The 22,477-nt window shown below is 62.5% G+C and carries 20 protein-coding genes and 2 pseudogenes; 15 read left to right on the plus strand and 7 right to left on the minus strand.

Features of this window, described 5'->3' with window-relative positions:
- The first annotated feature begins 248 nt into the window (after positions 1-248).
- From BMX59_RS21045 to BMX59_RS21085, 9 genes are all read left to right on the plus strand, one after another.
- Positions 249-1,178 carry a fatty acid desaturase gene (locus tag BMX59_RS21045; RefSeq protein WP_093125349.1) on the plus strand — a complete coding sequence of 310 codons (930 nt, stop codon included), beginning with the start codon at positions 249-251 and terminating at the stop codon, positions 1,176-1,178.
- 9 nt (positions 1,179-1,187) lie between these two features.
- Positions 1,188-1,979, plus strand: a complete 792-nt coding sequence (locus tag BMX59_RS21050; protein WP_093125352.1) for a phosphate/phosphite/phosphonate ABC transporter substrate-binding protein — start codon at positions 1,188-1,190, stop codon at positions 1,977-1,979.
- Between the two features lie 108 nt (positions 1,980-2,087).
- Complete coding sequence (locus BMX59_RS21055; protein ID WP_093125355.1) at positions 2,088-2,597, plus strand: sigma-70 family RNA polymerase sigma factor; 510 nt, start codon at positions 2,088-2,090, stop codon at positions 2,595-2,597.
- Positions 2,594-3,538 carry a FecR domain-containing protein gene (locus BMX59_RS21060; protein ID WP_093125358.1) on the plus strand — a complete coding sequence of 315 codons (945 nt, stop codon included), beginning with the start codon at positions 2,594-2,596 and terminating at the stop codon, positions 3,536-3,538. Before BMX59_RS21055 ends, BMX59_RS21060 begins: the two co-directional genes overlap by 4 nt.
- A gap of 115 nt (positions 3,539-3,653) precedes the next feature.
- On the plus strand, positions 3,654-6,290 hold the full coding sequence (locus tag BMX59_RS21065; protein WP_093125361.1) for a TonB-dependent receptor plug domain-containing protein: 2,637 nt from the start codon (positions 3,654-3,656) through the stop codon (positions 6,288-6,290).
- Between the two features lie 31 nt (positions 6,291-6,321).
- A complete protein-coding gene (locus BMX59_RS21070) occupies positions 6,322-7,335 on the plus strand; it encodes an ABC transporter substrate-binding protein (protein WP_093125366.1) in 1,014 nt (337 codons plus the stop codon).
- On the plus strand, positions 7,335-8,261 hold the full coding sequence (locus BMX59_RS21075) for an aliphatic sulfonate ABC transporter substrate-binding protein (protein ID WP_092247027.1): 927 nt from the start codon (positions 7,335-7,337) through the stop codon (positions 8,259-8,261). The genes BMX59_RS21070 and BMX59_RS21075 overlap by 1 nt, the downstream gene beginning before the upstream one ends.
- Before the next feature lie 56 nt (positions 8,262-8,317).
- The gene (locus tag BMX59_RS21080; protein WP_093125372.1) at positions 8,318-9,322 is read left to right on the plus strand and encodes an ornithine cyclodeaminase family protein; all 1,005 of its coding nucleotides are present in this window, start codon (positions 8,318-8,320) and stop codon (positions 9,320-9,322) included.
- Positions 9,319-10,749 carry an aromatic amino acid lyase gene (locus tag BMX59_RS21085; RefSeq protein WP_093125375.1) on the plus strand — a complete coding sequence of 477 codons (1,431 nt, stop codon included), beginning with the start codon at positions 9,319-9,321 and terminating at the stop codon, positions 10,747-10,749. The genes BMX59_RS21080 and BMX59_RS21085 overlap by 4 nt, the downstream gene beginning before the upstream one ends.
- On the opposite strand, the gene gstA is transcribed toward BMX59_RS21085, so the two are convergent.
- Positions 10,689-11,291 (minus strand): glutathione transferase GstA, encoded by a 603-nt coding sequence (gstA, locus tag BMX59_RS21090; RefSeq protein WP_093125380.1) that lies wholly within the window; start codon positions 11,289-11,291, stop codon positions 10,689-10,691. The two genes, BMX59_RS21085 and gstA, sit on opposite strands and share 61 nt — an antisense overlap.
- A 96-nt stretch (positions 11,292-11,387) precedes the next feature.
- Here gstA and BMX59_RS21095 point away from each other — a divergent pair, with 96 nt between their 5' ends.
- From BMX59_RS21095 to BMX59_RS31200, 3 genes and pseudogenes are all read left to right on the plus strand, one after another.
- On the plus strand, positions 11,388-12,257 hold the full coding sequence (locus BMX59_RS21095) for a LysR family transcriptional regulator (protein WP_092247039.1): 870 nt from the start codon (positions 11,388-11,390) through the stop codon (positions 12,255-12,257).
- Positions 12,258-12,407: 150 nt separating this feature from the next.
- A pseudogene (locus BMX59_RS31195) lies at positions 12,408-13,184 on the plus strand (PAS domain-containing protein); the annotation flags it as partial.
- A gap of 141 nt (positions 13,185-13,325) precedes the next feature.
- Positions 13,326-13,727, plus strand: a pseudogene (locus BMX59_RS31200) (methyl-accepting chemotaxis protein); the annotation flags it as partial.
- A gap of 39 nt (positions 13,728-13,766) precedes the next feature.
- Here BMX59_RS31200 and BMX59_RS21105 read toward each other — a convergent pair.
- The 4 genes from BMX59_RS21105 to BMX59_RS21120 form a co-directional block, all read right to left on the minus strand.
- Positions 13,767-14,264, minus strand: coding sequence for a hypothetical protein (locus tag BMX59_RS21105; RefSeq protein WP_071489477.1), 498 nt, complete (start codon positions 14,262-14,264; stop codon positions 13,767-13,769).
- Positions 14,265-14,397: 133 nt separating this feature from the next.
- Positions 14,398-15,807, minus strand: coding sequence for an MFS transporter (locus BMX59_RS21110; protein ID WP_093125390.1), 1,410 nt, complete (start codon positions 15,805-15,807; stop codon positions 14,398-14,400).
- 77 nt (positions 15,808-15,884) lie between these two features.
- Complete coding sequence (locus BMX59_RS21115) at positions 15,885-16,517, minus strand: glutathione S-transferase family protein (RefSeq protein WP_093125393.1); 633 nt, start codon at positions 16,515-16,517, stop codon at positions 15,885-15,887.
- Between the two features lie 83 nt (positions 16,518-16,600).
- Positions 16,601-17,632 carry an HTH-type transcriptional regulator GntR gene (locus tag BMX59_RS21120; protein ID WP_175486697.1) on the minus strand — a complete coding sequence of 344 codons (1,032 nt, stop codon included), beginning with the start codon at positions 17,630-17,632 and terminating at the stop codon, positions 16,601-16,603.
- Positions 17,633-17,843: 211 nt separating this feature from the next.
- On the opposite strand from BMX59_RS21120, the gene BMX59_RS21125 reads away from it, so the two are divergent.
- Positions 17,844-18,377 carry a gluconokinase gene (locus BMX59_RS21125; protein ID WP_071489482.1) on the plus strand — a complete coding sequence of 178 codons (534 nt, stop codon included), beginning with the start codon at positions 17,844-17,846 and terminating at the stop codon, positions 18,375-18,377.
- Positions 18,378-18,461: 84 nt separating this feature from the next.
- Positions 18,462-19,814, plus strand: a complete 1,353-nt coding sequence (locus tag BMX59_RS21130; RefSeq protein WP_058423189.1) for a GntP family permease — start codon at positions 18,462-18,464, stop codon at positions 19,812-19,814.
- A gap of 77 nt (positions 19,815-19,891) precedes the next feature.
- Here the strand turns inward: BMX59_RS21130 and alaC are convergent, their stop codons facing one another.
- Entirely contained in the window at positions 19,892-21,103 is a 1,212-nt protein-coding gene (gene alaC, locus BMX59_RS21135) for an alanine transaminase (protein WP_071489483.1), read from the minus strand.
- Positions 21,104-21,299: 196 nt separating this feature from the next.
- On the opposite strand from alaC, the gene BMX59_RS21140 reads away from it, so the two are divergent.
- Positions 21,300-21,782 carry a GyrI-like domain-containing protein gene (locus BMX59_RS21140; protein WP_071489484.1) on the plus strand — a complete coding sequence of 161 codons (483 nt, stop codon included), beginning with the start codon at positions 21,300-21,302 and terminating at the stop codon, positions 21,780-21,782.
- Positions 21,783-21,842: 60 nt separating this feature from the next.
- Here BMX59_RS21140 and BMX59_RS21145 read toward each other — a convergent pair whose 3' ends face one another.
- A complete protein-coding gene (locus BMX59_RS21145) occupies positions 21,843-22,343 on the minus strand; it encodes a GNAT family N-acetyltransferase (protein ID WP_071489485.1) in 501 nt (166 codons plus the stop codon).
- Positions 22,344-22,477: the final 134 nt, after the last annotated feature.

A 22,477-nucleotide genomic window follows, 5' to 3' on the forward strand; every position in this document is an offset into this window, starting at 1 on the left:
CAATAGGTGGTATACCCATGACTGCAACCCCTTAAAGTGGAGTACGCATCATGGCCAAAGGTATGGATTCAAAGAAAGCCGCGAAGAAAAAACCGGCGAAGACCGCGGATGAAAAACGCGCCGACAAGAAAGCCAAGAAAACCGAGACAGGCCTGTTCGGTCACTGAGTTACAAGCTTATAGCCAAACGATCTGCAAGATTTTCCCGCGCCATTGCACAGAGCAGGAAACACCTGCTCTGAGCTGCCGATGGCCCACTACCTTGATCCTGCCCAACGCCGGGAAATCGAAACCCTGGCCCAATGCTTTACCGCCAGAACCGAATGGCCGACCTGGCTACTGTTGATCGGCGTATACGCTGGCTGGTTTGCCGTGATCCTTGGCAGTCACTGGCTGGGCCCGTGGTTGAGCACACTGCTGTTGATCCCGCTCGTGACGCTGTGGTTGTCGGTCCAACACGAACTGCTCCACGGCCATCCCACCCGTTCGCTGCTGCTCAATAAACTTCTCGGCTATGCACCCTTTGCCGTGTGGTACCCCTACACGTTGTACCGCGACAGCCACCTGCTGCACCACAACGACGAAGACCTGACCCTGCCGGGCATCGACCCGGAAAGCCGCTACCTCACCCAGCAGCAATGGGACCATAGCTCGCTGTTCGAACGCGGCGTGCACGGGGTGACCAAGACCGTGCTCGGCCGCTTCCTGCTTTCTGCCCCTTTGGCAATTGGCCGCCTGATCCGCCACGAATGCCAGCGCCTGCCCCAGGTATGGCCGATGTGGCTGGCCCACGGTGCCGTCACCGTGCTGATGTTGATATTCATCGCCCACTACAGCGCGCTGTCGGTGGGGCATTACCTACTGCTGGTCAGCGTGCCGGCCTTGTCCCTGGCCTCGATCCGTTCCTACTATGAACACCGCCCGCACCCCCGGCCCGAGCAACGCAGCGTGCTCAACGAAGCGTCCTGGCCGTGGACCTGGCTGTTCCTCAATAACAACCTGCACCTGGTGCACCACGATTTGCCGAAACTGCCCTGGTACTTGCTGCCCACGGTTTACCGTGCCCGGCGTGAACAATGGATCGCGCGCAGCGGCGGCTTCCTGGTGCAAGGCTACGGCCAGTTGATCGGCCGCCACGGGCTCAAGGCCATCGACAGCCCCCGGCACCCCTTTGCGTGAGAGACGAGCATGAGTGAGCACTACGCCGAACTGCTGATGTATGTCGCGCCCGAGCCGATCCGGCAGGCCAACCAACAGTGGCTGGAGCGCATCCTTGAACACCTCGGACTGCGCCGTCTCAATGCCGATCATCTGGACTTGCCCGGCCTGTGGCTCGCCCCCGAATTGCTGGTAACCCAAACCTGCGGTTATCCACTGATGACCCAATTGCGCGGCCAGGTCCGCGTGATCGGTCGACCGCGCTATGAGCTGCCCCACAGCCGCCGGGGCGAACATTGCAGCCTGTTGCTGACCCGCGACGACAACCCGCGCCACCCTCTGGCGGACTTCTACAACAGCCGTGGCGTGATCAACGGCCACGACTCCAACAGCGGCATGAACCTGTTGCGCGAACGCCTGGCGCCGCTGCAGCGCGACGGGCGTTTCTTCGCCAGTGTCGGCATCAGCGGCGCCCATCGCGAAAGCCTGCGCTGGCTGCGCGAAGACCGTGCCGACCTCGCCGCTATCGACAGCGTGACCTACGACTACCTCGCCCGCTTCGCGCCGCAAGAGGTGGCGGGGCTGCGCATCGTCACCCACAGTGCGCCCAGCCCGACCCTGCCCTACATCGGCCCGCCGGGCTTGAGCGATGAACAGGTGGTCCAGGTCCGCCAGGCGATGAACCAGGCGTTGCAGGACTTACCCGAGGTGGCCGAGACACTGGGCTTGCATGAAGTATTCCCCGCCAGCGAAGACGACTACGCAGTGCTCTTGACCTACCAGGATCAGGCCGTCAGCGTCGGCTATCCTGTAATTCAATAGAGTTATATAAAAATACCTTTTAAATATTATTAAAGAATAAGCAGCCTTGCTAGGATCGCTCCACCGGAACACCGGACATAACGTGCAACCCTCTCAAATGGAGCCACTATGTCCGGCGCCGACACTTCTCACAGCGATTACGTGGGCGGATTGTTCCGCAGTCATTACGGCTGGCTGTGCAGCCGTTTGCACCGCCATCTCGATTCCCGCGCCCACGCCGAAGACATTGCCGCCGACACCTTCGTCCAGCTCCTGAGTGCGCCGAGTGTGGTGCCGATCCGCCAGCCCCGCGCCTTGCTCACTACGATCGCCCAGCGCCTGATGTACCAGCTGTGGCGTCGCCGTGACCTGGAACGTGCCTACCTCGATGCTCTCGACAACGATACGACGTCTACCGCGCCATCCCCGGAAGAGCTGGCACAAATGCTCGAAGCCCTGCACGCCATCGACCAGCTGCTCGACGGCTTGCCGGCCAAGGTCAAGGCGACCTTTTTGCTTTCGCAACTCAATGGCCTGACCTACCCGGAAATCGCCGCCGAGCTGGGGATTTCCCAGCGCTCGGTCAGCGACTACATGACCCGCGCCTTCAACCGTTGCCTGCGGCTGTGCCTGGAATGAACGACGACCTGATCAACGACGCCACGCGCTGGTACGTGCTGCTGCGTTCCGGCCAGGCCACGGCGGGCGACTGGCAGCGCTACCAACTCTGGCGTGCCGCCGACCCACGCCATGACGCGTTGTGCCGGCAGTTGGAAACGCGCCTCGGCGTGTTCCAGATTCCCCAGGCACAAGGGGTCAGCGGCCAGCTGTTGCAGCAGGCATTGGACGCACCGTCCAGCCGTCGCCAGGTGTTACAGGTCGCGCTGGTCGGTGCTGGTGTGGCTGCCGGCGCGACTTGGTTGGCCAAGCCGCTGGGTGTGCCGTTGGCGGACCTCACGGCGGATATCCGCACCGGCACCGGCGAGCACCGCACCGTCACGTTGGACGACGGCAGCGAGCTGTCGCTCAACGCGCAAAGCGCGGCGGATATTCAGTTCGACCCACAACGGCGCCTGGTGCGCCTGCGCGAAGGCGAGTTGCTGGCCAAGGTGGCTGGCGATCGCATTCGGCCTTTTATGATCCAGACCGACCAGGCGCGTTTGCGTGCCTATGGCAACCGCCTCCTGGTGCGCGAGCGTGCAGGGCAGGGCCAGGTCGTCGCGCTGAACGGCGCGGTGGAAATCGACAGCCAGAACGGCGAGCGCCTGCAACTTGCCGCCGGCCATGAGGTGCACTACGACCGTGCCGGTTTCGGCCCGGTGCAGGCCAGCTCATCCGGAGCCACGGCCTGGGTCGATGGCTTCCTGCAAGTGCGCGACCGCCCGCTGTCTGAAGTCATCGAGGCGCTGCGGCCTTACCACAACGGCGTGTTGCGCCTGGACCCCTCCGTGGCGGGCCTGCGTGTCAGCGGCCTGTACCGCTTGGACAACCCCCAGCAAATCCTCGATACCCTGGCGCGCACCTTGCCGATCCACATCACTCGCCGCACCGGTTTGTGGGTGAACGTCAATGCCGCGTGACCTTGGTTCTATCGACATAACCAAACGATCTGCAAGTTTCCCCCCGGCCGTGCCACATCACTCCCGTAAGCGCTGCGGGGAGCAGCGTTCTCGAGTTTCCTTGGGGGGAGCCAAAGTGAGTCAGTTCAACCGTGTGCCGCGTCGAACCTTTGCCCTGGTGCCGTTGGCCAGTCTGTTTTTCACGTTCGCCGCCAGTGCCGAAGAGTCGCGCCAGGTCTACCACATTGCCCCTGGCCCGTTGGATGAAGTACTGCTCGATATCAGCCGGCAAAGCGGCCAAGTGATCTCGTTCACGCCACAGTTGGCAAACTATTCTTCGTCCAGCGTAGACGGTTCGCTGTCGGCGCAACAGGCCGTCGACGCCGCACTGAAGGGCACCGGCCTGCACGTCCAGGTCAGCCCGGACGGCGCGTTCATCATCAAGGAAAGCGCGAGCAACAACGCCATCCGCAACGTCAAGGCCCAGACCAGCGCCGCCCAGGCCCCGACCCTGGACCGCGTGGTCGCCATCGGCACCCGGCGCAATGACGCCACGGCCCTCACCAGCGCCGCGCCGGTGGATGTGATCAACGCCGAAGAACTCAAGCAGACCGGCGCCACCAGCCTCAACCAGGCTTTGTTCCAACTGCTTCCGTCATTCAACTTTCCGCAGAACCAGAGCGCCACCCGTGGCCAGAACCCCAAGGGCGCATCCCTGCGCGGGCTGGCCCCGGACCAGACGCTGGTGCTGATCAACGGCAAGCGCCGCCATGCCTCGGCGGTGGTGAACATCTCCGGTGGCGTGCCGTTCATTGGCGCGCAGCCGGTGGACCTGGACATGATCCCCATCAGCAGCATCGATCACGTCGAAGTGCTGCGCGATGGCGCCTCGGCGCAATACGGTTCGGATGCGGTGGCGGGCGTGGTCAACATCGTGCTCAAGGAGCGTGACAGCGGCGGCCAGGTCAACACCCAGCTGGGCAAATACGCCCAGGGCGACGGCTTCAGCAAGACCACCGATGGCTGGTACGGCCTGGGCTTGCCGGGGGATGGTTTCCTCACGCTGAGCTTCAACACCCTCAACAACAAACCCACCGACATTGGCGACAAATATGTCGCCGACGGCCAACTGCAAGACCCCCGCTGGGGCGGTGCCGGGCGCGATAAATTCAACCTGGCGGCGAATGCCGAAATCGGCTTGAACGACCAGTGGCGGCTCTACAGTTTCGCCACCTTCGGCCAGGACAAGTCGGTGAACAACACGCCGCCGCTGCTGGCCAACAACCCAAACAACGTGCCGGGCATCTACCCCAACGGCACCATTCCCAAGTACCGCTACCGCTATGAAGACGGTGCGCTGACCGTCGGCACCCGCTACGAAGACGAGACCCTCGGCCGCTTCGACCTCAGTGCCACCTATGGGCGCGACCAGCACGATGAACTGGCCTTCAACACGGTCAACCCCAGCTACGGCTTGAACAGCCCGACCAAGTTCGACGTGGCCACCCTGGTCAACGAGCAGACCAACCTCGGCCTGGATTACGCCAAGGATCTGGACGTCAACTGGTCGAGCCATCCGCTGACCGTCTCGGCGGGCATTGCCTACCGCCATGAGCAATATCGGCTGGAAGAGGGCGACTACGAGTCTTACTCCTTTGGCGGCATCAGCGGCGTGCAGGTCGGTGCGGTGCAAGCCTCCGGGCTCACGCCGGATGACGCCGGCACCTACAAGCGTGATGTCGGCGGTGTGTACTTCGGCCTCGAACATCAGCTCACCGATAAATTCCAGATCGGCCTGGCCGGGCGTACCGAGCACTACTCGGACTTCGGTTCGGCCACCACCGGCAAGCTCTCGGCGCGTTATGACTTCACCCCGCAGGTGGGCCTGCGCGCCACGGTGAACAACTCCTTCCGCGCACCGACCCTGGGCCAGATCGGCACGTCGTGGACCACCACCACCAACGTCGACATCAACGGCAACCCGGTGTTGACGCGCATGCTGCCCGCCGACAACCCGGCCGCCCGTGCCTTGGGCGCCGAGCCGCTCAAGCCCGAGAAGTCCACCAACTACTCCCTGGGCCTGGTGCTGCGGCCGGTCGAAAACGCGTCCCTGACCGTTGACGCTTACCAGATTTCGATCCGTGACCGCCTGCTCTACAGCGGCGGCATTTCCGGGCCGCGCGCCGAACAGATCCTGCAGCAGGCCGGGTTTGGCCAGTACACCTGGGCGCAGTTCATGACCAATGCGGCCAATACGCGCACGCGGGGTGTCGACATCGTCGGCAAGTACAACCTGGACCTGGCGCAGTACGGCGCATTGAGCCTGTCGGCCGGTTACACCAGGGCGCGCACCACGATTGAGAAGGTCCACGAGAACCCCAACGGATTCGACATCCTCACCCGCGAAGCCCGTGGTTTCCTCGAGCACGGTTACCCCGAAGACAAGCTGGTGCTCGGCGCCACCCACCGCATCGGCGCCTGGACCATCGCCCTCAGCGAAACCCGCTACGGCGAGTACCGCAAATACGCCGCCAGCGCAGCCAATGCCCAGTACGACCAGACCTTCGCCGCGCAATGGAACACCGACCTGGACGTGAACTACGCGTTCACCCAGCAACTGCGCCTGTCGATCGGCGCCAACAATCTGTTCGACAGCAAACCCGACGACTTCAACACCCGCCTGCGCCAGACCCCGGGCCAGCAGTACAGCTACCTGTCGCCGTCGGCGCCGGAAGGGGCGTTCTACTACACGCGGCTCAGTTATGACTTTTAACGAACATCACCGCACAACTATGAGGTTGCCGATGAAGCATCTGAAGAAACTCCTGGGCGGCGGCCTGCTGGCCCTGAGCCTGCTGTCCCCAACCGTCCACGCCGCCGAAGCCGTCAAACCCATCCACTTCGGTGACATCACCTGGGAAAGCGGCAGCCTGATCACCGAGGTGCTGCGCCTGATCATCGAGAAGGGCTACGGCTTGCCCACCGACACCCTGCCCGGCAGCACCGTGAGCCTGGAAGCCGCCCTGGCCAAGGACGATATCCAGGTGATCGGCGAAGAGTGGGCCGGGCGCAGTCCGGCGTGGGTCAAGGCGGAAAACGAGGGCAAGGTGTTCGGCCTGGGCGACACGGTCAAAGGCGCTACCGAAGGCTGGTGGGTGCCGGAGTTCGTGATCAAGGGCGATGCGGCGCGCGGTATCAAGCCCCTGGCGCCGGACCTGAAGTCGGTGGCCGACCTGCCGCGCTACAAGGATGTGTTCCGCGACCCCGAAGATCCGAGCCGTGGGCGCTTCCTCAACAGCCCCACCGGCTGGACCTCGGAGATCGTCAACAGCCAGAAACTCAAGGCCTACAAACTCACTGACAGCTTCGTCAACTTCCGCACCGGCTCCGGCGCGGCGCTGGATGCCGAAGTGGCCTCGTCGATCCGCCGTGGCAAGCCGGTGTTGTTCTACTACTGGTCGCCAACGCCGCTGCTGGGCCGGTTCAAGCTGGTCAAGCTGGAAGAGCCGCCGTTCAACGCTGATGCCTGGAAGACCCTGTCCGACGCGAAAAACCCCAACCCCATCGGCACCCGCTCGATGCCGGCACGCCTGGCGATTGGTGTGTCGGCGCCGTTCAAGGCGCAGTACCCGCAACTGGTGAGTGTGTTTGAAAAGGTCGACCTGCCGATTGATCTGCTCAACGGCATTCTCGGCGACATGAGCGAGAAACGCACGCCGCCCCGCCAGGTGGCTGAGGCGTTCCTCAAGGACCATCCAGACGTCTGGCAACAATGGGTGCCGGCGGATGTCGCGGCCAAGGTCAAGGGAGCGCTCTGATGCTTAAAGTCTTCGCTGCAGCTGTACTTTCGTTGATCGCCGGTCACGTGCTGGCGGCCGAGCCCTCCACCTTGCGCATCGGTTACCAGAAAAGCTCGGTGAGCATGGTGTTGGCCCGTGAGCACAAACTCTTCGAAGCGGCGCTGCCCGGCACCCAGGTGCAGTGGATCGAATTCCTCGGTGGCCCGCCGCTGATCGAAGCGCTGAATGGCGGCAGCCTGGACATCGGCAATATCGGCGACATCCCGCCGATCTTTGCCCAGGCCGCCGGCATCGACTTGCAATACTTCGCCGTCGAGCCCAACGAGGGCAAGACCGAAGCGGTGCTGGTGCCCAAGGCCAGTCCGGTGCAGAGCGTGGCTGAACTGAAGGGCAAGCGCGTGGCGCTGCTCAAGGGCTCCAGCGCGCACAACCTGTTCCTCAAAAGCCTGCTGCGCGCCGGCTTGCAATGGAAGGACGTGAACGTGGTGTACCTGTCGCCGTCCGATGGTCGTGCTGCGTTCGAGCAAGGCAAAGTCGATGCCTGGGTGGTGTGGGACCCGTACTACTCCGCCGCCGTGGTCGACGGCTCCGCCCGTGTGCTGGGTGACGGCCAGGGCCTCAACCCGGCCGGCAGTTTCTTTGTGGTCAGCAGCCCGTTTGCCAAGCAGTACCCGCAGTCCATCGGCACGATCATCCAGACCCTGGGCAAGGCGCAGCGCCTGTCCCTCGACAAGCCCGAAGAAAGCATCGCACTGATGGCCAAGACCCTGGGCCTGCAACCGGCCGTGGTGAAAAGCTACTTCGAACACCGCTCGCCCGCGCCGATTCGGCCGCTGCAAGCCTCGGACGTCGCGACCCAGCAACGCACGGCGGACCTGTTCTTCGCCAACGGCCTGATCCCGAAAAAGGTCGACGTGCAGCAAGCCGTCTTCAAGGCGCCATGAATGTGTGGTGAGCGGGCTTGCCACAACCACAAAAGCCCTTAATCAGTGAGCAGACCATGCAACCGATCTACATCGATTTTCTCAACGGCCTCGACATCGACGAACTGGGTCTCTCCAACGATGAAATCCTTAGCGCCATCGAAGCCAGCCTGGCGATCCAGGGCCGTGGCGAGGCGGTGATCGAGCCGCGTACCCACCTGATTCCCGGTGGCGAGATCAACGGCCACTTCAACGTGCTGCGCGGTGTGCTTGGCGGCGCTATCGGTTATGCCGGGGTCAAGGTGGTTGGGGATTTTGTCGACAACTATCGCAAGGGCCTGCCCTCGGAACTGGCGATTCTCAACCTGCTGGACCCGGCCACCGGGATTCCCTGGGCCATCCTGGATGCCTCGGCGATCACCGATATGCGCACCGGCGCGGTCACGGCCATCGGCGCCAAATACCTGGCCCGACCCGACAGTAAAGTGCTGGCGCATATCGGCGCGCGCGGCACGGCCTACTGGAACGTGCGCCTGCTGGATCACCTGTTCGACTTCGACGAAATCCGCGTGCACTCGCGCCGCAGTGAAAGCCGCGAGGCCTTTGCCGAACGCCTGCGCCGGGACCTGGGCAAGCCGGTGATCGTCACCGGCGATTGGGAATCCGCCGTGCGTGGTGCCGACATCGTCGTCGAGGCCTCGCGCCTGGACCAGCCCGAACCGCTGCTGCGCACCGAGTGGATCAAACCCGGCGCCTTCGTGGTGCCCTACGGCACCATGAGCGCGGTGGAACTGTCGCTCACCGACATCATGAGCAAGTTGGTGGTGGATGATTGGGGCCAGTGCAAGGGCGGTCTGTTCGGTTCGTTGCGTGCCCATGTCGATGCAGGAAAACTCAGCGTCGAGACCCTGCATGCCGAGTTGGGCCAGATCGTGGCCGGCTTGAAGAATGGCCGGGAAACCCCCGAGGAAACCATCCTGTTCTGGCATCGCGGGCTGAGCCTCAGTGATATCGCATTGGGCCATGCGCTGCTGGAGAAATCCAGGCGCCTGGGCATCGGCCAGCGGTTGCGCTGGGCATGATTCACTTCGATCCCCAAGGCTTGGTGCTGGCGGATTTGCTGGCGATTGCGCGGCAGGATATACCGGCGGATTTCAGTCAATCGGCACGTCAACGTATCGACGAAGGCCATCGGCTGCTGGTGAAACTGGCGGCTGACGGCACGCCGATCTATGGCGTCAACACCGGCCTTGGCGCGGCGGTGGATACGCCGGTGGCGCCGGTGCAGGCGAGCATTCCGTTGGGGCGTGCGGTGGGGGTGGGGCGCCTTGCCAATCGCCAGGAGTTGCGCGCCATCACCGCGGCGCGCCTGGCCGGGTTGGCCCAGGGTCGCTCGGGGATTTCACCGGCAGCGGCGCAGGCATTGCTGGACCTGCTCAACTCGGGCGTCGAGCCCGAGGTGCCGTTGCTGGGTTCCCTGGGCGAAAGCGACCTGGCGCCATTGTCGCACCTGAGCCTGGCGCTGGCGGTGCCTTTGACCGGTAAGGATGGCTTGGCGCTGGTGTCGGCGAATGCCGCCAGCGTTGGGCTCGGTGCGTTGCTGGTGGCTGAGGCGCAGCAGGCGTTGGAGGCTGTGCTCGCGGCGCTGGCGTTGTCGTGTGAAGGCTACCGCGCCAATCTCAGTGCGTTCCAGCCATGGGCCTCACGCCTGCGCCCGGCCCCGGGGCAAACCGAGCAATCGGCGGCGCTGTTGCGCTTGCTGGCGGGGGGCGAGTTGGCGGACAACCCACGTCGCCTGCAAGACCCACTGAGCTTTCGCTGCGCCACGGTGGTCCAGGGCGCGGCGCAGCAGGCGTTGCACCAGTTGCATGAGCTGATCGAACTGGAACTGCGCAGCGGCGCGGACAACCCGGGGTTGATCAGCGAGGAAGCGCTGGTGTTGGCCACGGCGAATTTCGACAGCACGCATCTGGCACTCGCCGCAGAAGGGCTGGGCCTGGCGCTGAATCGAGTGGCGGCGTGCAGTGCAGAACGCATCGCCAAGTTGCTCTCGCCTGGGTCCAGTGACTTGCCGCGCTTCCTGATCACTCAACCGGGTCATGTCGGCATGGCCGCGTTGCAGCGCACCAGTTCGGCGCTGGTCGCGGAAATCGGACACTTGGCCAATCCGCTGCCGGCGGTGAGCGTGCCGGTGGCGGATCGTGTCGAAGACTATGCGGGGCAGGCCTTGGCGGTGGTCGACAAAACCCGGCGGTTGGTCGAGCGGGTCGTGTGGCTGGCCAGCATCGAGCTGATCGTCGCGGCGCAGGCGGTGGACCTGCGGGGGGCGTTGCGATTGGGGCAGGGCTCCGGGCAGATCCATGCCGAGGTGCGCAGCCAGGTGGCGCACCTGGATCAGGATCGCTCGGGCTCGGTGGATGTGTTGGCGCTGAGCCGCTTCATCTCAACTCATGGGTTTTCAGCGGCCAATGCGGCAACCACCGCAGGTCGCTCACCCACCCGTTGCTGAAACGCCGCCAGCGCCGGCCACCGGCCCAGGTCAATTGCGTGAAACGCGGCCCAGCGCAGCACCACGAACAGGTAGGCATCCGCCACCGAGTAGTGCGACCCCAGCAGGTAATCCTGGCGCTCCAGCGTTTGCACCAGCACCGCGAAACGCTTGAAGAGTGTGGCCTCGAACAGCGCGCGCACGTCGCCCTGGATCGCGTCGTTGAAGAACACCGCCAGGCCGCCATGAATCTCGGTGGCGATAAAATTCAGCCATTCCTGCAAACGCACCCGTTCCCAGCTGCCATTGGCAGGGGCCAGGCCGGCGGCGGGTTTCAGGTCGGCGAGGTATTGCAGGATCGCGCTGGCTTCGGTCAGTACCTGGCCGTTGTCCAGTTTCAGGGCGGCGACGTAGCCCTTGGGGTTGATCTGCAGGAAGTCCTCGCCCTCGGCGGTGGTCTTGGCCTGGTTATCGACCAGCACCAGGTCGAACGGCAACGCCAATTCGCGCAACACGATATGCGGGGCGAGGGAACAGGCGTGAGGGAAGAAATACAGTTTCATCTGGGGCAGCTCCGTTGAATTTGCGCCAGTCTCGCGGGCGTGGCACCGTGCGTAAAATTAAACCTTCAGACCCCTGCCATAAGGACAGCTACTGCCATGATGAACCTGATGCACTGGCGCCTGCTGGTTGCCGTGGCCGATCACGGCAGCATCACCGCCGCCGCCGAGCGGGTAGGCATGACCCAGTCCGCTGCCAGCCAGGCCATGGCCGGCATGGAGGCGACGCTGGGCGCGCAACTGTTCACCCGTGAACCGCGCAAGACCTTGCCTACGGCGTTGGGCTTGAGTGTGATCGAACAGGCGCGGGTGATGCTCGGTGCCTTGCAGGCGATCCGCAGCACCGTGGACGAAGCCAGGCCCATGCTGCGGGGGACGATTCGCATCGCCAGTTTCCCGAGGGTGCTGGCGACGTTTCTGACACCCGCGTTGCAACGTTTTGCGCAGCTCTATCCCGGCATCGAGGTCACCACCCTGGATGTCACCGACAACGAAGTACTCACCCTGCTCGACACCGGCCTCATCGACCTGGGCGTGGTGCTCAACCCCGCGCCCGAGCGCAATGCCACCGTGTTGGGCCGTGACTTATGGATGGCCGTGCTGCCAGCGAACCATGCCCTGGCGCAACGCCCGGCTGATGCGTGTGTGTCGCTCGAGGAGTTACTGGAGCAGCCTTTCGTACTGGCCACCGGTGGCTGTACCGCCAATGCCCGCAGCCTGGGGGCCGCAGCGGGGCTGACCCTGCGGGATATCCGCGTGGAAGTGCGCGAATGGAACAGTGCCTTCAGCCTGGTGCGCGAGGGGGTTGGCGTTACGCTGGTGCCGGAAATGGCCCTGCCCATCCAGCGTAAGGGGCTGCGGGTGATGGCACTGAAGGTGCCGCTGCACCGTGAGTTTGCCTTGGTCGGTACGCCAAATCGTCCACCTTCAGCCGCCGCCCGTGCATTGTTAGAAATGCTGGCTCAATAGTGGCTTGCAGAGTGCCAAGCCCTGTCTATGCTCATCCAGAACCGTTGATGACGCTTGGTATATAAAGCGATTTGGATGGTTTGCGACTGTATTCGATCCGTGAATGGAATGCGCCCCGCCAGGCGCTGGTAATTGAAGGGTGATCCGAACATGTTCAACCTCCACCACAAATCCGACCTGCAGCAAATCGAACGTTTCTCCTGCGCCCTGTCCGAATCCAACGCCAAGCTCGCCGCCATCAGCCGTTCCATGGCCATGATCGAATTCGACCCTGGCGGCGTGATCCTCGACGCCAATGACAACTTCTGCAAAACCATGGGCTACAGCGTTGAAGACATCCGTGGCAAACATCACCGCATCTTTTGCGACGAGGCTTACACCCACACCGACGCCTACGCCAAGCTATGGCACGACCTGGCGCGGGGCGAGGCGCTCAGCGGCACCTTCATGCGCTTGAACAAGCACGGCCAGGAAGTGTGGCTCGAAGCCAGCTACATGCCGGTGCTGGACAAGGACAATCACGTGCAGAGCGTGATCAAGGTCGCTTCGGATATTTCCGCGCGGGTTCACCATGAACATGAAAACCAGAGCCTGATCGATGCCATTAGCCGTTCCATGGCGGTAATCGAGTTCACTCCCCAGGGCCAGATCCTCAACGCCAACGAAAACTTCCTGAAAACCGTGCAGTACTCCCTGGATGAAATCGTCGGCCAGCACCACAGCCTGTTCTGCCATCGCCGTGACGTCGAGTCGCCAGCCTACAAGGCGTTCTGGGCGTCCCTGAACCGCGGCGAGTACCACTCGCACCGTTTCGAGCGCAAAGACAAATACGGCAAGACATTGTTCCTGGAGGCGTCCTACAACCCGATCTTCGACGCCAGCGGGCGCCTGTACAAAGTGGTGAAGTTCGCCAGCGACATTACCGACCAGGTCACCACCCTGCGCAACGCCGCCGACTCGGCTCACGCGACGTCAGTGCAAAACGATGTCTGCGCGCGCAAGGGCTCGGAGGTGGTGCAGCAGACCGTGCAGATCATTGAAGAAATTTCCAACGACCTGAACCAGGCGGCGCAGAGCATTGATGCGGTGAACAAGCAATCGGACATCATCGGCAGCATCGTGCAGACCATCCGCAGTATTGCCGAACAGACCAATATGCTCGCGCTCAATGCGGCGATTGAAGCGGCGCGGGCGGGCGAGCATGGGCGCGGCTTTGCGGTGGTGGCCGATGAAGTGCGCAGCCTCGCGGCACGTACCAGCCAGGCGACGGTGGAGATTGTCGATGTGGTGCGCAAGAACCACGACCTGTCGCTGAGCGCGGTGTCGAGCATGCAGTCGAGCTTGAGCCGCACGGGGCTGGGGGTGGAACTGGCGAATGAGGCGGGGCAGGTGATCCTGGAAATCCAGGAAGGGTCACGGCATGTGGTGGATGCGATCGGGCAGTTCAACTCGACATTGCAACTGCAATAGCCTGCAGGAGCGCGTTCGCTCCCGCAGGGGCGGATGGCGTCAGATCGCAGCCAGGGTTTCTTTGACTGTCTGCGCCTGCGGCTCAGCGGTTTTCGCCGCTACTTGCTGTTCTTGCTGCTGCTTCAGGCGTTCAGCCACCTGCTTGGAAATAGCGTCCTGCTTTTCCTGGGACATGTTCTGCACATCCGCCTCGGTCAAACCCTGCTCCTTGAGCAATTGCTCGCGGATACGCTCGGCCGGGGATTTGCTCATGTAGTCCGTGAATTCGGCACGTGCGCCGGAGGTGGCGCTGGTAGCCGGCACATCCGAGGTCGCCGCGCTGGTCTGCAACTGCACACGGGTCTTGGCGAAGGCTTCGTCGATGCGGTCGGCGGCCTTGTCCAGTTCCTTCTGCGCGGCCGGCACGGTCACGCTTTGCTGCGCGGCCTGCAGGGCACCGCTGTACAGCGCGCTGGCGGCGGCGTTGGCGGGGTCCATGTCGGGCCGTTTGATCTGTTGAACGGTCGACACGGCTTGGGTGTTGTTGTTAACCAGCATGATCGGTCACCTGTGGAAATGTGCGGTGCCACAGGTGGAGCAAATAGCGTGCCGGGCGTGAAGTGCCCGGTTTTATTGGGGATGGCGTGGCCGGCGCGGCAAGGGTTGTCCTGCCGGCGGCCAGCCGTTGCCGTCAATGGGCGATGTTTTCCAGCGCCAGGTTCCGCGTACGCGGCCCGAACCAACTGATGGTGATCATCACGATCAGCATGCTGCTGGCAATGAACGCCAACACTCCAGGCGTGCCCAGATGCTCGAGGATAAAACCGATCAACAAGCTGCTGAACACGGTGGACAAACGGCTGAACGAGTAACAGAAACCCACCGCCCGTGCGCGAATGTTGGTGGGGAACAGTTCGCTCTGATAGGAGTGGTAGCTGAAGCTCAGCCAGGCGTTGCAGAAGGTGATCATCACCCCGCAGATCACCAGACCCACCGCCGTGGTTTGCAGGGCGAACAGGCTGCCGAAGATCATCGCGCCCAGCGCCGATCCGACGATTTGCCATTTGTTTTCAAAGCGATTGGCCACCTTCACGAACAGCAGCGGCCCCAACGGGTAGGCGAGGGTGATGATGAAGGCGTAGAGCAAACTGTGGGTCACGCTGACGCCCTGGCCGGACAGCAACGCCGGCAACCAATTGCCGAAGCCGAAGAAGCCGATGGCCTGGAACACATGAAACACGATCAGCATCAACGCGCGGCGGCGGTACGGCGGTTGCCAGATATCGGCAAAGCGGCCACTGCCTTGCACGCTGACGGCTTGCGGCTCGGGTTCGTCCAGCGGTTTGCCGTGGTCTTTCTGGCAGCGTGCTTCCAGGTTGTCCATGATCGTCCCCGCTTCTGCGAAGCGGCCCTTTTGCGCAAGCCAGCGCGGTGACTCTGGCAGGCGCTTGCGCAGTTGCCAGATAAACAGCGCAAACACCGCACTGCTCAGCACCACCCAGCGCCAGCCCGACACGCCGAATGGCGCTTGCGGCACCAACCACCACGACATCAATGCCACCGCCGGCACGGACAGAAACTGGATAAAAAACGCAAAGGCAAACGCCGAGCTGCGCATGCGCTTGGGCACCAGTTCCGAGAGGTAGGCGTCGATGGTCACCAGTTCGATACCCAGGCCGATCCCCACCAGGAAACGCATGCCGATGATGCCCAGCGCTGACGTTTGAAGCCCCATCAACACGGTAGCGACGGTGTACCAGATCAACGCAAAGGTGAAGATCGCCCGGCGTCCGAAGCGGTCGGCGATGGGGCTTAGCAGGCTGGCGCCAAGGAACAGACCGAGAAAGGTCGCCGAGGCGAAGGCGGCCTGATCCGAGAAGCCGAACACACCCTCGCTGCCGGTGTGGAAAATCCCGTCGCTGATCAGGCCGGGGCTGATGTAGGCGGTCTGGAACAGGTCATACAGCTCGAAAAAACCACCGATGGACAGCAGCGCGACCAGGCGCCAGACGGTGGCGACGGCGGGCAGGCGGTCAATGCGTGCGCTGATGTGGGCGGCGCGGATCGGGTCGATGCCGTCAGTGCTAGAGAGTACGGGCATGGGAAAACTCAATAAGTGATCGGAATCTCGACTGTTTGAAACGCGCCATCCCGAGGATGCTTTCTCTCGCAGCGTGCTCAGTTATGGCCGTCGAGGGCAAAGGTTTTGAAGCCGGAGCTCTGGCTGAGGCGCTGGTAATACGCTTGCACCGCAGGGTAGTCGGGATGCGCCAGTGGGGCGTTGCGCCAGCGGTGCACCGAGAGGCCGATGAGGATGTCGGCCAGGGTGAACTCATCGCCCGCGACGTAGGCGCCGGTCTTGAGCAACTGCTGTTCGAGCAGGCCCATCTTGTCATTCCACGCTTGCACGCCAGCCTGGATGCGCTGCGGGTCCTGGTAGTCCGGGTTCTGGCGCACCAGCGCATGGAACGCATAACCCCACGACGGGTTGAGTTCGGTGGCTTGCCAGTCCATCCATTGCTCGACGCGTGCCCGTGGCGCGGGTTCGGCGGGGAGCAGGTCGTGGCGTTGGTAGAGGCCGACGAGGTAGCGGCAGATGGTGTTGGACTCCCACAGCACGCCGTGGTCGTCGATCAGCACCGGTACCTGGGCGTTGGGGTTCAGGGCGAGGAACTCAGCGGATTGAGTGGGCTTGAAGCCGATGCCCCAGTCTTCGCGCTGGTAGTCGATGCCCAGTTCCTGGCAGGTCCAGAGTACTTTGCGCACGTTGATGGAAGAGGTGCGGCCCAAGATTTTCAGTGAGTGTCCCATGGTGCTTCCCTGGCATTTGGAGAAGGCTCAATCTAGCAGGGGTGATAGCAATGTGGGAGGGGGGTTGCCCCCTACCACATGGGTCAAGTGCTTTCCCGTATCTGCAATTCAAAGCCCATATCCACCACCGGCTTGGCGATTTTGCTGCCCGCCATGATCGTCAGCAGATGCTCCGCCGCCCGCCGACCAATCGCTTCCCTTGGTGTACTGATACTGCTCAGGCGCGGCACCATGAACGACGACGCCGGTAAATCGTTGAAGCCCAGCACAGCCACGCGCTCCGGCACCTTGATGCCATGGCGCATGGCCTCCAGCAGGGCGCCCTGGGCCAGGTCGTCGTTGCCGAAAAAGATCGCATCCACGTCCGGATGGGTTGCCAGCAACTGCAGGAACAATTCACCTCCCAGGCCGACTGAGGAAGGGCGCGGCGTCAGTAGTTCCAGCGCCGGGTCGTACAGGCCGGCCTGTTGCAGCGCCCGGCGGAAACCTTCACCGCGCAGCAGCGTGCGTTGGTCCAGTTGCGCGCCGATATACGCCAGGCGCTTGCGCCCACGGGACAGCAAGTGCGCCGCCGCTGTCTCACCCGCCGCCAGTTGCGAGAAACCCACGCAGTTCACCCCGGCGTTGGGGTCCAGGTCCATCATGTACACGCAAGGCACATTGCTGGCCTCGACCATTCGTCGGGCGCTTTCGGTGCGATCAAAGCCGGTCAGCAACAAACCCCGTGGCTGATAGGCCATGTAGTTGCGCAACAGGTTTTCTTCTTCGTCGCGGGAATAGTGGGAATTGCCGATCAGCACTTCGAAGCCCTTGGGCCGCAGAATCTGGTGGATGGCTTCGAGGGTTTCGATAAACAGCAGGTTGGACAACGACGGCACCAACACCACCACCGAATGGCTCTGGGCCGAGGCCAGGGCGCGGGCGGCGGGGTTGACCACATAGTTCAGTTCGGCGGCGGCCTGCTGTACTTTCTCCACCAGCTCGGTGGCGACGGTACTGATGCCGCGCAGGGCGCGGGAGGCGGTAATCGGGCTGACGCCGGCCAGGCGGGCGACTTCGTTAAGGGTCGGGCGACCCGTGGTGCGCATTTTTTTATCGTTCTTGGAGGTCATCAGGCGGCTTGCCAAACAAAAATCGAGGCACTAAGGTAGCGCTGTCTCCAAGTAGCTGCAAATGCTTGAACGCTGGGTTGCCTGATCCGGTTCAAATGATTGGAGAGGATGCACGCGTCACTCCATAAAAATGACAAGACGGCGCGGGAAAGCCTGTTTTTGCACTAGCCTTACAGCGTGCAAAGGTAGCGCTATCTGCGTCCTGAGGTGTTTCATGAGTCAACCTGTTACCGCCCTGGTCATCATGGGTGTCGCCGGCTGTGGCAAGACCAGTGTCAGCGAGGCCCTGTGCCGCCTGAACGGCGCCACCGCGATCGAAGGCGACAGCTTTCACCCCGCCGCCAACATCGAAAAGATGAGCGCCGGCCACCCCCTCAACGACGACGACCGCGCCGGCTGGCTCGACATCCTGTGCGATGAACTGCGCCGTTCGCTCAAGGCGGGCGAGCATCCCGTGCTCACCTGTTCCGCCCTCAAGAAGAAATACCGCGACCACCTGCGCGAAGCCGCCCCGGGCCTGGGTTTTGTGTTCCTGGAACTGACCCGTGAAGTGGCCGCCGACCGTGTGTCCCATCGCCCCGGGCATTTCATGCCGGCCAGCCTCATAGACAGCCAGTTCGCCACCCTTGAATCGCCCAAGGGCGAGCCGCTGACCCTGGCCCTCAATGCCAGCGAAGACAGCGTCGAGCAGTTGGCCGAGCAGACCAATGCCTGGTGGCTGCAACACGGCTTTGAACCAACCCATTGATTTTTTGCCGGAAAAGATAGCGCTGTCCCCGGCAGGAAATTCAACACCCGCTTTAATAACAACAACAAACAGGAGAGACCCCCCATGTTTGGCATGTCCCACGAGTCCTACCTGCTGCTAGACGCAGTGGTTACCATCATCGGGTTGATCGTTCTGATCACCAAGTTCAAGGTGCACCCGTTCATTGCACTGATCATCGCGGCCGGCTTCCTCGGCCTGACCTCGGGCATGCCCGTGGACAAGATCATCAAGGCGTTCCAGGACGGCTTCGGCGGAGTGCTCGGCTTTGTCGGCATCATCCTCGCGCTCGGTACGATGCTCGGCAAGATGATGGCCGAATCCGGCGGTGCCGATCAGATCGCCCAGACCCTGATCCGCGCCTTCGGCAAAGAGAAGGTCCAGTGGGCCATGATGTTCGCCGCGTTCCTGGTGGGCATCCCGCTGTTCTTCGAGATCGGCTTCGTGCTGTTGATCCCGCTGGTGTTCATCGTCGCGCGCCGTACCGGTGTGTCGCTGATCAAGATCGGCATCCCGTTGCTGGCCGGCCTGTCGGCGGTACACGGCCTGGTGCCTCCGCACCCGGGCCCACTGCTGGCCATCGGCGTGTTTGGCGCGGACATCGGCAAGACCATTCTCTACGGCCTGATCGTCGCACTGCCGACAGCGATCATCGCCGGCCCGATCTTCGGTACGTTCATCGCCAAGTACATCCCGGGCAACCCGTCCCAGGAACTGGTCGATCAACTGGCCCGCGAGCCTGAGAACAAAGACCTGCCGAGCTTCGGCATTACCCTGGTCACCGTGCTGCTGCCGGTGTTCCTGATGCTGCTGAAAACCTTCGCCGACATCGCGTTTGCCGAAGGCAACGTGGTACGCAACTGGATGGACATGATCGGTCACCCGATCACCGCCTTGCTGCTGGCGTTGCTGCTGTCGCTGTACACCTTTGGCCATCGCCAGGGCATCCACTCCAAGCAGATCCTCAAGCTGCTCGACGCCAGCCTCGCGCCGACCGCCGCGATCATCCTGATCATCGGTGCCGGTGGTGGCTTCAAGCAGATGCTGGTGACCAGTGGCGTGGGCGATGTGATCGGCCACATGGCGGTGAACGCGCAGATCAACCCGATCCTGCTGGCGTGGCTGGTGGCGGCGGTGATCCGTGTGGCGACCGGTTCGGCCACAGTCGCGACCATTACCGGCGCGGGCATCGTGGTGCCGGTGGTGGGGATGATTCCGGGGGTTAACCGTGAGCTGCTGGTGCTGGCGACGGGGGCGGGCTCGTTGATCCTGTCTCACGTCAACGATGCGGGGTTCTGGCTGGTGAAGCAGTACTTCAACATGACCGTGGCCGAGACGTTCAAGACGTGGACGGCGATGGAGACCATTCTGTCGGTGGTCGCGCTGATTTTCATCATGCTGCTGTCGTTGGTGGTCTAAGCCACACCGTGGAACAAATGTGGGAGGGGGCAAGCCCCCTCCCACAGTTTTGACTGCAGTTCTACAGGTGGATGCGGTCAGGCTTTGGTGACCAGGCCATCCGCCCGGAACATCCCGCGAATCCCGCGCACTGCCTGGCGGATCCGGTCCTGGTTCTCGATCAGCGCAAAGCGCACGTGATCATCGCCATACTCGCCAAATCCAATCCCGGGCGACACACATACCTTCGCCTCCAACAGCAATTTCTTGGCAAATTCCAGCGAGCCCAGGGCGGCATACTGCTCGGGAATCTTGGCCCAGACGTACATCGACGCCTTGGGGTTCTCCACCATCCAGCCCAGCTCATGCAGGCCCTTGACCAGCACATTGCGGCGCTGGCGGTACTGCTCGGCGATGTCCTTCACGCACTGTTGGTCGCCTTCCAATGCAGCAATCGCGGCGACTTGCAGCGGGGTAAAGGTGCCGTAGTCGTGGTAGCTCTTGATCCGCGCCAGGGCGTTGACCAGCTCCGGGTTACCCACCATGAATCCGATGCGCCAGCCGGCCATGTTGTAGCTCTTGGACAGGGTGAAAAACTCCACCGCAATGTCCTTGGCGCCAGGCACTTGCATGATCGACGGGGCTTTCCAGCCGTCGTAGACGATGTCGGCGTAGGCCAGGTCATGCACCACCAGCACGTCGTACTGCTTGGCCAGGGCGATCACGCGTTCGAAGAAGTCCAGTTCCACGCACTGCGCGGTAGGGTTGGACGGGAAACCGAGGATCATCATTTTCGGCTTGGGGATCGAGCCGCGAATCGCCCGTTCCAGCTCAGCGAAGAAGTCCACGCCAGGCACCAGCGGCACTGAACGCACCTGGGCACCGGCAATCACCGCACCGTAGATGTGGATCGGATAGCTCGGGTTGGGCACCAGCACCGTGTCGCCCTGGTCCAGAGTGGCGAGCATCAAGTGCGCCAGGCCTTCCTTGGAACCGATGGTGACGATGGCTTCCGACTCGGGGTCGATGTCCACTTCATAGCGGTCCTTGTACCAGCGCGAAATCGCCCGGCGCAGACGCGGAATGCCTTTGGAGGTGGAGTAGCCGTGGGTGTCTTCACGCTGGGCGACGGTGACCATTTTCTCCACGATGTGGGCAGGCGTGGCGCCGTCAGGGTTACCCATGCTCAAGTCGATGATGTCTTCGCCGCGCCGACGCGCAGCCATCTTCAGCTCGGCAGTGATATTGAAAACATACGGGGGGAGTCGATCTATGCGCGCAAAGCGGCGCGGCGAACCTTGGTCGGCCATTGTTGCCTCGAGAGTACGTAAGCGCCCGGAACCGTCCGAGCGACGTCGGCCACTGCGGTGGCCTGCGGGGCAGACAATACGGTCGATGATGGCCAGTTGTCCAGATGCGTAGGAAAATTTTCTGCATGGAGTAGCGCGTGGATATGCCCCTATACTCGATACGGGTTTGTTCCCTCATAAGAAGGAGACTGTTCGTATGGATCAGCAGACAAAACAACCGTTGGAGCCACGCATGGAAGCAGGCAAGGCCCTGGTGATTGCCGGTGTACAAGGGCGTTATTCGAAGGCCACCGTGGGCGATATCCCCAAGCTGTGGGAGTTGTTCGACACCTGCATCAAGGACATCAAGAAGCGCGTCGGCGGTGTGACCTATGGCGTTTGCCATAACCCCAACCATGGCGAATTCGACTACATGGCGGGTGTCGAAGTCCCCAACAAGGGCGACGTGCCGAGCAACTTTGAATACATCGAAATTCCGCCGCTCAACTATGCCGTGTTCCCGCATTACGGGCCGGTGCAGGCGCTGGAACAGACGTACGAACGCATCATGTTCGAGTGGCTGCCGCACTCGGGCTACAAGGTGATGGGTGCGGATTTCGAACGCTACAGCGAGGATTTTGATGCGCGTAAGGGCACCGGGACGGTGGAGATCTGGTTGCCGGTGGGCGAAAGAGGCTGAAGCACTCGCCGATGTCACGTAAACAGGACATTAACGTCTGAAAGTCATGTTTACGTGACATCAAAGGGCTGGGTTAAACACCCTCTTCAATCTGCGCTCATACCCGATCCGCCCTTTATACGCCTCCCCGCTATCGACCCAACCAGCCGACAGATACAACCCCATCGCCGCCACATTGTCCGCGTCCACCGACAACTCCAGGCCCCTGATCTGCGGCCACGCAGCCAATGCCGCCGCCGGCAGCGCCTGCAAGCACGCCTTGCCGAACCCGCGCCCTTGTTGATGCCGATCGACCTGCAACGCATGCAGGGTCGCGCTGTGCTCATCGGCCCAATGGGGCAGGCACGGTGGGCGTTTGAGCAGCAGGAAGGCCACCGGGATTTCATCGGCGAGCAGGGCGAAGCCTTTGATGGCACCGGTGCTGGGATTGACCAGCAGGCTGTTCAGCGCACAGTAGATATCGCCGGAGTACGGCAGTTGCTCGGGATGCACTTGCAGGGTGTCGAGTTGCTGTTTCTGCACAAGGCTCAGCGTCTCATAGGCGACGAGGCGGGTTTCCATCGGTGGCGCATCCGAAATCCTACAAAGAGGCGTGGATTCTAGCGGGTTTGCCGAAGACGAAATTATTTTTAAGCGGGGTGTCGATTTGTCGGCGGGCCATTCGACCAAGGGTGTCTTCCGTGATGTTTTCCAAC

The sequence above is a fragment of the Pseudomonas sp. NFR09 genome (genome assembly GCF_900111535.1).
In the GTDB taxonomy this organism is placed as follows: Bacteria; Pseudomonadota; Gammaproteobacteria; order Pseudomonadales; family Pseudomonadaceae; genus Aquipseudomonas; species Aquipseudomonas extremorientalis.